This is a genomic window from Thiocapsa marina 5811, assembly GCF_000223985.1.
Classification (GTDB): Bacteria; Pseudomonadota; Gammaproteobacteria; order Chromatiales; family Chromatiaceae; genus Thiocapsa; species Thiocapsa marina.
Genome location: NZ_AFWV01000035.1, coordinates 1 through 11,253 on the forward strand (window position 1 = coordinate 1; position 11,253 = coordinate 11,253).

General features: G+C 62.4%; 14 protein-coding genes. All 14 read right to left on the reverse strand.

The window, feature by feature from the left end; all coding sequences use genetic code 11:
- Positions 1–203: 203 nt before the first annotated feature.
- The 14 genes from THIMADRAFT_RS23905 to THIMADRAFT_RS23960 all read right to left on the reverse strand — a co-directional run bounded on the left by THIMADRAFT_RS23905 (position 204) and on the right by THIMADRAFT_RS23960 (position 11,004).
- Positions 204–533, reverse strand: coding sequence for a MarR family EPS-associated transcriptional regulator (locus tag THIMADRAFT_RS23905; protein WP_007195165.1), 330 nt, complete (start codon positions 531–533; stop codon positions 204–206).
- A 673-nt stretch (positions 534–1,206) separates the two neighbouring features.
- A complete protein-coding gene (locus tag THIMADRAFT_RS23910; RefSeq protein WP_233490340.1) occupies positions 1,207–2,193 on the reverse strand; it encodes an Rpn family recombination-promoting nuclease/putative transposase in 987 nt (328 codons plus the stop codon).
- A 295-nt stretch (positions 2,194–2,488) separates the two neighbouring features.
- Positions 2,489–2,914 carry a four helix bundle protein gene (locus THIMADRAFT_RS23915; protein ID WP_007195719.1) on the reverse strand — a complete coding sequence of 142 codons (426 nt, stop codon included), beginning with the start codon at positions 2,912–2,914 and terminating at the stop codon, positions 2,489–2,491.
- 112 nt (positions 2,915–3,026) lie between these two features.
- Positions 3,027–3,302 (reverse strand): DUF2442 domain-containing protein, encoded by a 276-nt coding sequence (locus THIMADRAFT_RS23920; protein WP_007195720.1) that lies wholly within the window; start codon positions 3,300–3,302, stop codon positions 3,027–3,029.
- 5 nt (positions 3,303–3,307) lie between these two features.
- A complete protein-coding gene (locus THIMADRAFT_RS28710; protein WP_407635160.1) occupies positions 3,308–3,406 on the reverse strand; it encodes a hypothetical protein in 99 nt (32 codons plus the stop codon).
- The gene (locus THIMADRAFT_RS26205; protein ID WP_324603165.1) at positions 3,403–3,582 is read right to left on the reverse strand and encodes a DUF4160 domain-containing protein; all 180 of its coding nucleotides are present in this window, start codon (positions 3,580–3,582) and stop codon (positions 3,403–3,405) included. Before THIMADRAFT_RS26205 ends, THIMADRAFT_RS28710 begins: the two co-directional genes overlap by 4 nt.
- A 142-nt stretch (positions 3,583–3,724) precedes the next feature.
- Positions 3,725–4,564, reverse strand: a complete 840-nt coding sequence (locus THIMADRAFT_RS23925; RefSeq protein WP_007195721.1) for an ABC transporter permease — start codon at positions 4,562–4,564, stop codon at positions 3,725–3,727.
- A 138-nt stretch (positions 4,565–4,702) separates the two neighbouring features.
- Positions 4,703–5,671, reverse strand: a complete 969-nt coding sequence (locus THIMADRAFT_RS23930; protein ID WP_007195722.1) for a UDP-glucuronic acid decarboxylase family protein — start codon at positions 5,669–5,671, stop codon at positions 4,703–4,705.
- 960 nt (positions 5,672–6,631) lie between these two features.
- The gene (locus THIMADRAFT_RS23935; RefSeq protein ID WP_007195723.1) at positions 6,632–6,961 is read right to left on the reverse strand and encodes a MarR family EPS-associated transcriptional regulator; all 330 of its coding nucleotides are present in this window, start codon (positions 6,959–6,961) and stop codon (positions 6,632–6,634) included.
- Positions 6,962–7,378: 417 nt separating this feature from the next.
- Positions 7,379–7,765 (reverse strand): RpnC/YadD family protein, encoded by a 387-nt coding sequence (locus THIMADRAFT_RS23940; RefSeq protein ID WP_007195724.1) that lies wholly within the window; start codon positions 7,763–7,765, stop codon positions 7,379–7,381.
- Positions 7,766–8,064: 299 nt separating this feature from the next.
- On the reverse strand, positions 8,065–8,529 hold the full coding sequence (locus tag THIMADRAFT_RS23945; protein ID WP_007195725.1) for a DUF29 domain-containing protein: 465 nt from the start codon (positions 8,527–8,529) through the stop codon (positions 8,065–8,067).
- The gene (locus THIMADRAFT_RS23950; RefSeq protein WP_040734114.1) at positions 8,526–8,765 is read right to left on the reverse strand and encodes a hypothetical protein; all 240 of its coding nucleotides are present in this window, start codon (positions 8,763–8,765) and stop codon (positions 8,526–8,528) included. The genes THIMADRAFT_RS23945 and THIMADRAFT_RS23950 overlap by 4 nt, the downstream gene beginning before the upstream one ends.
- 13 nt (positions 8,766–8,778) lie before the next feature.
- Positions 8,779–9,870: an Rpn family recombination-promoting nuclease/putative transposase gene (locus THIMADRAFT_RS23955; RefSeq protein ID WP_050799684.1), complete on the reverse strand. Its 1,092-nt coding sequence runs from the start codon at positions 9,868–9,870 to the stop codon at positions 8,779–8,781.
- 171 nt (positions 9,871–10,041) lie between these two features.
- Positions 10,042–11,004: a UDP-glucuronic acid decarboxylase family protein gene (locus tag THIMADRAFT_RS23960; RefSeq protein ID WP_007195727.1), complete on the reverse strand. Its 963-nt coding sequence runs from the start codon at positions 11,002–11,004 to the stop codon at positions 10,042–10,044.
- Positions 11,005–11,253: the final 249 nt, after the last annotated feature.

The window sequence follows — 11,253 nt, forward strand, 5'->3', positions numbered from 1 at the left end:
ATGTCTCGGTGGTCAGGCACGGCAGGTGCACCCAGGGCGCGAGCACGGTGTGCTTGGCGGGGGGCGGGTTGAGAGACCGACGCTCGGGCCGCTGGGCTTTCGGGCGCGTGACGCGGAGCGTCGGGGCTACACTCCCACGCGGAGCGTTGGAGCGAGTACCGTACTTTCACAGTCTCGGAGCGTGGGAACCAGCTCATCGGTCGCTATGGTTTGGATTGAGATCGGACCTCGGCGTCGAGCTGGGCGATTTCGGCCTTGAGGGCTTCGTATTCGGCGCGTTTGCGCTGCAGGAAGCGGGCGGTGATGCGGGCCTTGGCCTCGATGCCCTGCGGGGTGAGCAGGTAGGCGTAGGCGAGCTTGTTGTCGCTTCTGCGGAAGTTCTGGACCTTCACCCAGCCGTGGTCGATGAGGGCGCGCACGCAGAAGTTTGTGCTGCCCAGGCTGATGCCGAGCGCCTTGGCGAGATCGCGTTGGGTGCCGTCGGGGTGCGTCTCGAGGTGTTTGAGGACGCGGTAGTGGAGGTCGTCGGTCATGGCGGTGTGGGTCGATGCTGCCGGGTGCGACCGTTGGCTTCGGGTTCGGGACGCGGAGCGTCGGGGCTACACTCCCACGCGGAGCGTGGGAGCGAGTGCTCTCCGCGTGGGAGCGAGTGCTCTCCGCGTGGGAGCGAGTGCTCTCCGCGTGGGAGCGAGTGCTCTCCGCGTGGGAGCGAGTGCCCTCCGCGTGGGAGCGAGTGCCGCGGGGCGGAGCGTGGGAGCGAGTGCCGCGACGCGCAGCGCGGGAGCGAACGCGCCACCCGCGGGGGCCTCGTTCGGTGGTCCGGGGCGGGCTTGGGTGGGCACTTCGGGAACGCTACCGCCCTACCCTGTCGTTTTCGGGGTATGGGCGTGGGGCAATTTGTTCAGACGTTGTACAGCGGCAGTAGGTTAGCCGGTCGGGGGCGATGGGGCAAGGGCTTGTCGGGCTGAAGCCCGACCGATGTGGGTCGGACCTGGGTCGGACGGAGGAGGTTTTCGACTTTGATGGGGGGAAAGAAGGTTAAGGGTTAAGGGTTAAGGGTTAAGGGTTAAGGGTTAAGGGTTAAGGGTTAAGGGTTAAGGGCGGAATGCGGTTGGGTGTCGACTTTGGGGGGAGTGCGGTTACAGACTCACCATCGCGGGTTCAAGGTCAGGTGGCCGAAAGGTGATCGGCTGCCGCATGTGGCGGTCATCGGCGTGCCAGCCACGCATCGAGTTGCGATGCGGTGGTGAGGTCGAGAAGATCCTCGCCGAGGGTTTCGAGGGTCTCCAAGGGGAGGGCCGCGATGCGCGTTTGCTGGGACGGCGTCAGCGGACCAATCCGCCGTTGCAGGAGGCGCAACACCAAGTGTTGGGCCTCGAGGCGTCGGCCTTCCTCGCGGCCTTCCTCGCGGCCTTCCTCGCGGCCTTCCTCGCGACCCTTCTCAAGGCCCTTCTCAAGGCCCTTCTCAAGGCCCTTCTCCAATCCTTCACGCATCCATTGCTCGGTCCAACTCTCGATGCGCTCAGCCAACATGCTGCGTACCTCGTGTAAGTCGTTCATGGAAACCATCGGCACCCCCGGGAGTCGCCGCGGCAGGAATACGCGCCTGAACCAGACCGTGAAGGCGCGGCGTAGGCTGGTCTGCTCCGGGGCCTGCAACCAGTCGACCAGGGCCTGCAGGATACCCAACACGTCCGCCGGCGAGCGGCTGGCTTCAAGCCGAAACAGCGCGGCACTGAGATTGCGCTCCGGCAATGCGCCTTGCTCGGCGAGGCGGATCTCATCGATCAGATAGTAGCCCTGACGGGGGCGATACTCCCGGACGAAGGGCGGCGCCGGGGCGATCAGCTCGCCGACCTCGCGGGCCGCGTCCCAGGGTTTAAGACCATTGTAGAGGACGATCGGCAGGACAGGGGGCAATTGACCCGTTGCCCCGAGCTGCTCGGCACGGATGAGATCCTGGTAAAGGAGTCCGACATAGGCCTGGATGCGAACTGCCATCCAGGCGTCGACGCTGGATTGAAATTCGAGCAGCAGATAGATGTAGAGCCAGTCACGACCCCAGCGCACCCGCCAGATGAGGTCGTCGGCGCGGTCGCGCAGATCGTCGCTGACATAACTGCCGCTGCATTTCTCCAGGCTCGTCAGGTCCAGCTGGTCGATCCAGTCGCCGGGCACACAGCCATTCAACAAGTCGCGGATTGGCGACGTGGGAGAAAAGTAACTTGTAGCCGCCGTCGTGTCCGGGGCCGTGCGCCGTGCGCGGGTGTGGTTTTCGCCTGGTCATGGGGGTGCTGTGGTGGGCGACTGATGGGGTCGGGCGGGCTGCGCGCCTTGGGCCACCAGCGGTTTGAGGGCAAAGGGCATAAAGGGCAAAGGGCAAAGGGCAAAGGGAAAAGGTCAAAGGGCAAACGGCAAAGGTCAAAGGGCAAAGGGCAAAGGGCAAAGGGCAAAGGGCAAGGGTCAAGGGTCAAGGGTCAAAGGTGAATCATGGGGGGTTAGGGGCGAAGGATTTTCTGGCTTTGATTAGTGCGGCTAGCATCTTGCTGATTTGTTTGGCTTCGCTGAGCCATTGGTGGCCGGTGGGTTTGTCGATGTAGCCGATCTCGATGCCGATGTAGATTTGGGTTCGGAGCTCGCCGGCGCTGCCTTTGGCGTAGTGTAGGAATTTAATGAAGTCTTTGTTGGTATCGCGTTCGTAGCCTTCTGCGATGTTGGATGGTATGGAAAGACCTGCGCGGGTGATTTGGTCGCGGAAGCCCCAGTCGCGGAGGTCTTTTAGGCCCCGGTAGATGTCACTTGAGAGCCGCGCGGCGCGTCTCCACACGGCGAGTTGCTCGAACGGCTGCGCGGCATCTTCCTCAGCAACGCCATCGACGAGTCGTTGTTCATCGAGAAACCAGTCGCTACACATCCGCCCCAGATCCTTTCCCCTTTCCCCTTTCCCCTTTCCCCTTTCCCCTTTCCCCTTTCCCCTTCACCCGTCACCCGTCACCCTTCACCCGTCACCCTTCACCCTTCACCCTTCACCCTTTCCCGCCTCCCCCTTCCCCCCCACCCGTTGCTGCGCTGTACAAGACATCCGGGCACACATCAGCACCGTTGGGCCAGACGATGGTGCCTAACTCCGGGTCCACCCTGACTTGTCGAAAAAAGCGGTCGTCCAGTAAGGGTAAAAACACACCGCGATAGGTCTTGACGATGGCATCCATGTCAACAACCGCACAAAGTCCATCCTCGAACGTCAGGTTGAGGCGACGATCAGGCAAAGCATGCACTTGTGTGACATCAATCAGAAACATAGCGCCTACTCCAGCGGGGCAATGCGGTTCAATTCAGCATCCTGCCGGGCCAGTTCCCAGTCATCGAGTAGTTCGCGTTGATGCTGAGCGGCCCACTCTATCACAAGCCCCAAGGCCCGAGGCCCGAGGCCCGAGGCGGCAATTTTCCGGCCAATACGGATAGAGTTCGAATTTCGATTTCCGCCTTGTAGTCGCCATAGCGAACGTGGAAATGTGGCGGGTTGTGTTCGTTGTAATACATCGCGATGATGATTCCAAAGAATCGACTAATTTCGGGCATGCTGATTTCTACTTTTGCTTTTGATAGGAGGGTTGAACAAACCAGCACTTCACCCCCTTTTTCTGCCTTTAGCTTCGGGATGTCCGGGAAAGGTGAGGGGTGATGGCATCTTCCCTCAAGCTTCGCTCCTCTCCCTCACTCCTCAAATATAGTCCGCAAACCCCTTTTCCATTTTTCGGAACTGGCGAATACCGTGCCACAGGAAGAATGCGATGAGGACCCAGCTCAGGATGAAGCCGGGCCAGTAGAGGTTTGACTCACCGCCGAGGATCGCCCAGCGAAATCCGTCGATCACGCCGACCACGGGGTTGAGTGAATACAGTAGGCGCCATTGCTCCGGGATCACCGATGAGCTGAAGCCGACCGGGGAGACGTAGAGGCCCATGGAGACGATGAAGGGGATCACATAGCGGAAATCACGGTATTTGACGTTGAGCGAGGTGATCCAAAGCCCGGGACCCAGCGCGGCGAGAAAGGCCATCAGCACGAAAAACGGCAAGGTCAGGATCTGCCAACCGGGGACGAACTGGTACCAGACCATCACGAGGACCAGGATCATGAAGCTGACGAGAAAGTCCACGAAGGAGACGACGACGGCCGCTGTCGGGACAATGAGGCGCGGAAAGTAGACCTTGCTGATTAAGCCGGCATTGCCGATGAGACTGCCGGAGGAGGATGACAGCGAGCTCGAGAAGAACTGCCATGGCAGCAGACCGGCAAAGACCATCAGAGCGTAGGGCGCGTTGCCCTCGGTGGGCATCTTGGCGAGCTTGCCGAAGACGATGGTGAAGACGACCATCGTCAGAAAGGGCTGCAACAGGGCCCAGGCGAAGCCGATGATAGTCTGCTTGTAGCGGACCGAGACGTCGCGCCAGGCCAGCACAAAGAAGAGCTCGCGGTAGCGCCAGAGGTCACGCCAATAGTGGCGCTCGGCGAGGCCGGGGGCGATGACGAGGGTGTGGACGGATGGGGACGTGCTCATCGGTTGCGCTCGTTCGGTGGCGTGGTTCGCCGGTGCTTGCATTTGCGGGTGGTGTCTGGCCGAAGCCCGACCTACGGGGCTTCGGGTGTCGTGACCGTCGATGGTGTTGTCGTCGTTTCGGGGTCGTCGATGCCGGTTTTAAGGTTGGAGTCGTTCGCGTTCGAGCAGGGCTGCAAAGTAGGCGATGGTCGGCTCCAATCCCTCGCGCAGCGGGATCTTGGGTTCCCAGCCGAGGTGTTGATTGGCGAAACCGATATCGGGCTTGCGTTGTTTGGGGTCGTCTTGCGGCAGCGCCTCGTGGACCAGCTGCGAGCGGGATCCGGTCAGTTCGAGGATGGTCTCGGCCAACTCGATCATGGTGAACTCGCCGGGGTTGCCGAGGTTGACCGGGCCGGTGAGGTCGTCGGGGCTGTTCATCAGACGGATGAAGCCTTCGATGAGGTCGTCGACGTAGCAGAAGGAGCGGGTCTGGGTGCCTTCGCCGTAGATGGTGATGGGCTGGTTCCGCAGCGCCTGGACGATGAAGTTGGAGACCACACGGCCGTCGTTGGGGTGCATGCGCGGGCCGTAGGTGTTGAAGATGCGGGCGACCTTGATGCGCATGCCGTGCTGGCGGCGGTAGTCGAAGAAGAGGGTCTCGGCGCAGCGTTTGCCTTCGTCGTAGCAGGAGCGCGGGCCGATGGGGTTGACGTGGCCCCAGTAGTGCTCGGGCTGGGGATGGATAGCCGGGTCACCGTAGACCTCGCTGGTGGAGGCTTGGAAGATCTTGGCTTTCACCCGCTTGGCCAGGCCGAGCATGTTGATGGCACCGTGGACGCTGGTCTTGGTGGTCTGGACCGGGTCGAATTGGTAGTGGATGGGCGATGCCGGGCAGGCCAGGTTGTAGATCTCGTCGACCTCCACGTAGAGCGGGAAGGTGACGTCGTGGCGCATCAGCTCGAAGTAGGGGCTTTCGAGCAGGTGGGCGATGTTGTCTTTGGTGCCGGTGAAGAAGTTGTCCAGACAGATGACGTCGTGGCCGTCGGCGAGGAGACGCTCGCAGAGGTGGCTTCCGAGGAAGCCGGCGCCGCCGGTGACGAGGATGCGTTTGCGGAGTGAGTAGTTCATTTTATGTCGAGGATTTTGGGTGGGGCGGGTTCAGTCGCCCTACAGGTCGGGCTGAAGCCCGAAAACCACAGGGGGCTGCGGCTCGGGGGTTTGTCGGGCTGAAGCCCGACCGACAGGGGGCTCAGTCGCGGTGCAGAAACAACTTAGCCATTCCGCTTCATTCTCCCCCTCTCCCCAACCCCTCTCCCGCGAGGGGAGAGGGGCTAAACTGGATCACTTGCGGCTCGGTGGGTTGTCGGGCTGACTCGCTCCCACGCTCTGCGTGGGCGTGTCGTCGGGACGCTCTGCGTCCCGGCCGCCGGAGCGATGGGCTGCGCCGGGGATGTCTCGGTGGTCAGGCACGGCAGGTGCACCCAGGGCGCGAGCACGGTGTGCTTGGCGGGGGGGCGGGTTGAGAGACCGATTCTCGGGCCGCTGGGCTTTCGGGCTCGTGACGCGGAGCGTCGGGGCTACACTCCCACGCGGAGCGTGGGAGCGAGTACCGGGAGGGCCGCGTGGGAGCGAGTACCGGGAGGGCCGCGTGGGAGCGAGTACCGGGAGGGCCGCGTGGGAGCGAGCCCGACCTACAGGGCTGCGGTTGTTTTCACTGCGACGCTGATCTTACCTCGTTCCCAAGCTCTGCTTGGGAATGCGGCCGGCAAAGCTCTGCTTTGCGGGTCTCCGACGGCGACGAGAAGCTGAGCTTCTCGGACCGGGTTCCCAAGCGGAGCTTGGGAACCAGCGCAGTCGAGGACCGGGTTCCCAGGCGGAGCTTGGGAACCAGCGCAGTCGAGGACCGGGTTCCCAGGCGGAGCTTGGGAACCAGCTCAAGCGGAGCTTTTACCTCGTTCCCAAGCTCTGCTTGGGAATGCGGCCGGCAAAGCTCTGCTTTGCGGGTCTCCGACGGCGACGAGAAGCTGAGCTTCTCGGACCGGGTTCCCAAGCGGAGCTTGGGAACCAGCTCAGTCAGCTCATCGGTCGCTACGGTTTGGATTGAGATCGGACCTCGGCGTCGAGCTGGGCGATTTCGGCCTTGAGGGCTTCGTATTCGGCGCATTTGCGCTGCAGGAAGCGGGCGGTGATGCGGGCCTTGGCCTCGATGCCCTGCGGGGTGAGCAGGTAGGCGTAGGCGAGCTTGTTGTCGCTTCTGCGGAAGTTCTGGACCTTCACCCAGCCGTGGTCGATGAGGGCGCGCACGCAGAAGTTGGTGCTGCCCAGGCTGATGCCGAGCGCCTTGGCGAGATCGCGTTGGGTGCCGTCGGGGTGCGCCTCGAGGTGCTTGAGGACGCGGTAGTGGAGGTCGTCGGTCATGGCGGTGTGGGTCGATGCTGCCGGGTGCGACCGTTGGCGTCGGGCTCGGGACGCGGAGCGTCGGGGCTACACTCCCACGAGGAGCGTGGGCGCGAGTGCCGGGGTGCGGAGCGTGGGAGTGCAAGCGCCACCCGCGGGGACCTCGTTCGGTGGTCCGGGAAGGGCCTAGGGCGGCGCTTCGGGAACGCTACCGCCCTACCCTGTCGTTCTTGGGGTATGGGCGCGGGGTAATTTGTTCAGGCGTTGTACGGCGCAAGTAGGTTAGCCGGTTGGGGGCGATCGGGCAAGGGCTTGTCGGGCTGAAGCCCGACCCACCTTCGATGCCGACCCGTGTGGGTCGGACTTGAGTCCGACGGTGCGTTTTGCCCAGACGCTCGAACGCCTCGGCGATGCGACGAGGCGCTTCGACATACGGGCTCAGTGTTCGGAGTCGGTCCGAGGGCCGGTACCGAACACCTCCTCGAGGGTGGATGCGTTCAGAAGGCGCGTGGACCATTGCACGAGGGTCTCGGCATCGGCATCGAGAACGCGCCGGCGATCCGCTTCGCCGAGGGGACCGAATTTGACGGCGAGCAGACTCAAGAGCATGGTGGATTGGCCTTCCTGACGGCCTACCTGACGGCCGAGTCGTTCGATACTGGTGATGTAAGGCATGTTGGCTTGCTCCTCGAAAGCGATCAGCTCGCGCTTGAAATCCTGCTCCAGGCCCTCCGGCAGCTGCAACAGCCAATCCAGGAGGCGAAACAGCTCAAGGATGCGCTCGCGGCTGTAGCTGCGTTGTTGGAGCAGGCGCACCAGGCGCATCTTCCAGGCTTTGGGCGGGGCGCCGGGCCGCGCATAGAAGCGGTGCCTTGTTCGGGGTTCAGCGCAGTGAAGTTGACCACGCCCTGCTGGTTGTCCGCGGCTTAGCGATAGAGATACCACCTCGTGCCGGGATCCTGTTGTATGGCGTATGCGTTGAAACCAAGCACAGTGATCGGCTGGCGCGATCTCGTGGTGGCTGAACAGTTCCGGCACACAGCGGGTGCGTTGCGCCAGGGCAGGATGAGGCCGAGGTCGGTTTCGGCGATTGTATGCAGAGGCATGGCAGCAGAAACGGCGCCTTACTGGTCCGATGCGGGACTTGACTCCGGAAAGTAATCCGGATCAAGCACCTGGTCGATGGAATAGGGACACACGGCAGGGACTTGAACCTGCTCATGGTAGAGCTCGAATGACTTCTGGGCGGCTCTGCGGGCTTGCGGCCATGCCTTGGCAAACAGCTCTGGTGCGTGGTGTTTCAGGCTCGGAGTCGCGTCGATCCGCGTTTGGGCCTGGTCGCGAAACTCGATGATTTCCTCGGTCCATTTTGCTCTTGGAGCGCAGGCCGGAGAGAGCGCCAACTTCAGGAGATGAAGCAGGATCTGCCGAAGCAACGACTGTAAGGCGAGTTTCTGCTCTCTTCCCATGTCTTCGATTTCCTCGGCAATGTGCTCGAGATCCAAAGCGTCCCAGTGGCGCGCACGCAGCAAGGCGGATTGCTCTTGCGTCCAATTGAGAAAATCGGTTTCGTAGGTCTGCGCCGTCATGTGTCGCCTCCCGTTATCGTTTGCATGGTCCGAACGACCCGCAAAGCGCCCTGACCGTCCACCAGTTCCACGCCGACGTCTGCCAGGTGCTGTCGTTGCGCTGGATCTTGAATCAGCTGCCTTAGAGCTTGGCCCAATGCCTCGATGCTGACGGCATCACGATGACCAAGATAACGGATCAGGGTATCCGCAGCCGGGGCCGCGCAGGCCGGGCGCTGATTCTCGGCGATACTCACGACCGGGCTCGGCCTAGTCTTCGTCGCCGATGATCTTGTCCCGCACTGCCTTCAACCAATCGTCCCCGTCGGGACTGATGAGCAGTTGCTCGCCGAGGTCCTCGAACGTTTGGAGGTCGGCGATGCCCGCAAGCAGCAGTTGTGTCTGCTCGGCGATCGCTGGACCGAATCGGCGTCGCACCTGACGGACCAAGATGTGGCGGGTTGCCTCGCGACCTTGCTCCAAGCCTTGCGCCAGGCCTTGCTCCAGGCCTTGCTCCAAGCCTTGTTCCAAGCCTTGCTCCAAGCCTTGTTCCAAGCCTTCTCGTTTCCACTGATCGGTCCAGGTTTCCAAATTCTCCGCCAGCATGTGATACACCTCGCTGAGATCACCAAGGGGTGGCAGTTGCACGCCGGGCAGTCGCTTGGGCAGGAAGACGCGACCGAACCAAACCGCGAAGTCTCGGCGCAGGCCGGTCTGTTCCGGTGCCTTGAGCCAGTAGAGCAAGGCTTGCACGATGCCCATCGCCTCGACCGCGCCGCGACTGGCCTCGAGCCGAAACAGTGCGGAACAGAGATTGCGCTCGGGCAGGGGTCCGGCGTTTGCGAGTCGCTGCTCGTCGAGCAGCAGGTAAGCCTGCCGTGGGCGATAGCTGTCGAGCATTGGCGGCGCCGGCTCGATGAGCGGCTCCAGCGTGTCGGCAGCATGCCAAGGCGTGACACCATTGTAGAGCACGACGGGCAGAACGGGCGGCAGACGCCCCGCCGCACTCAGGGTCTCGGCGCGAATGAGATCCTGGTAGAGGAGCCCAAGGTAGGTCTGGATGCGCACGGCCATCCAGGGATCGACGGTGGACTGGAATTCCAACAGCAGGTAGACGTAGAGCCAGTCGGAGCCCCAACGCAGGCGCCAGACGCGATCGTCGGCGCGGTCGCGCAGGTCGTCGGTCACATAGCTTCCGCTGCAGCGCTCGAGGGTCCCGAGGTCGAGCGCTTGGACCCAAGCGCCGGGCACGAAGCCGCGCAGCAAGTCGCGCACCATGGCGGCGTGGCTGTAGAGCAGCTTGTAACCGCTGTCGTGGGTGGGGTCGCGCCGCCGTGATCTTGAGGTCTTGGGTGTCTTCATACGGTCGGTCGGTGATATCCACTCCCGTCGCATGACGAGGGACACTGTCTCAGCTCTCCCGAGCCTGGTCATGAGCCTTTTTAATCTCTTAAACCGCGCCGTCTCCAGCGTTCGTCAAATCCGGCCGGGCCGATCCCATCCAAAAACATCCCATACCGGACCGGGCGCAGTTTAATTCGGTTCGCGTTTGAGCAGGTCGGCGAAGTAGGCGATGGTCGGCTCCAATCCCTCGCGCAGTGGGATCTTGGGTTCCCAGCCGAGGTGTTGATGGGCCAGACCGATGTCGGGCTTGCGTTGTTTGGGGTCGTCTTGCGGCAGCGCTTCGTGGACCAGCTGCGAGCGGGATCCGGTCAGCTCGAGGATGGTCTGGGCCAACTCGATCATGGTGAACTCGCCGGGGTTGCCGAGGTTGACCGGGCCGGTCAGGTCGTCGGGGCTGTTCATCAGACGGATGAAGCCTTCGATGAGGTCGTCGACGTAGCAGAAGGAGCGGGTCTGGGTGCCTTCGCCGTAGATGGTGATCGGCTTGTTCCGCAGCGCCTGGACGATGAAGTTGGAGACCACGCGGCCGTCGTTGGGGTGCATGCGCGGGCCGTAGGTGTTGAAGATGCGGGCGACCTTGATGCGCATGCCGTGCTGGCGGCGGTAGTCGAAGAAGAGGGTCTCGGCGCAGCGTTTGCCTTCGTCGTAGCAGGAGCGCGGGCCGATGGGGTTGACGTGGCCCCAGTAGTGCTCGGGCTGGGGGTGGATGGCCGGGTCGCCGTAGACCTCGCTGGTGGAGGCTTGGAAGATCTTGGCTTTGACCCGCTTGGCCAGGCCGAGCATGTTGATGGCGCCGTGGACGCTGGTCTTGGTGGTCTGCACCGGGTCGAATTGGTAGTGGATGGGCGATGCCGGGCAGGCCAGGTTGTAGATCTCGTCGACCTCGACGTAGAGCGGGAAGGTGACGTCGTGGCGCATCAGCTCGAAGTAGGGGCTTTCGAGCAGGTGGGCGATGTTGTCTTTGGTGCCGGTGAAGAAGTTGTCGAGACAGATGACGTCGTGGCCGTCGGCGAGGAGACGCTCGCAGAGGTGACTGCCGAGGAAGCCGGCGCCGCCGGTGACGAGGATGCGTTTGCGCAGCGAGTAGTTCATTTTATGTCGAGGATTCGGGGTGGGGCCAATGTCGTTAAGTTAGCATTTTTTGAATCATAACTATCTGACAATGTTAGAATAGTTCTGTATTCACAACCCGATGCGAGGGCACCCAAATGGTACTCAAACCCAAGGCGACCGACTTCACCCCCACTGAAATCGCACACATAACGGTGATTTTCTTCGATCTATAGGGCTATAAGCAATACTTTGGCATCGTCGGACTTTCTGGAGCGCCACCGGGTCGGT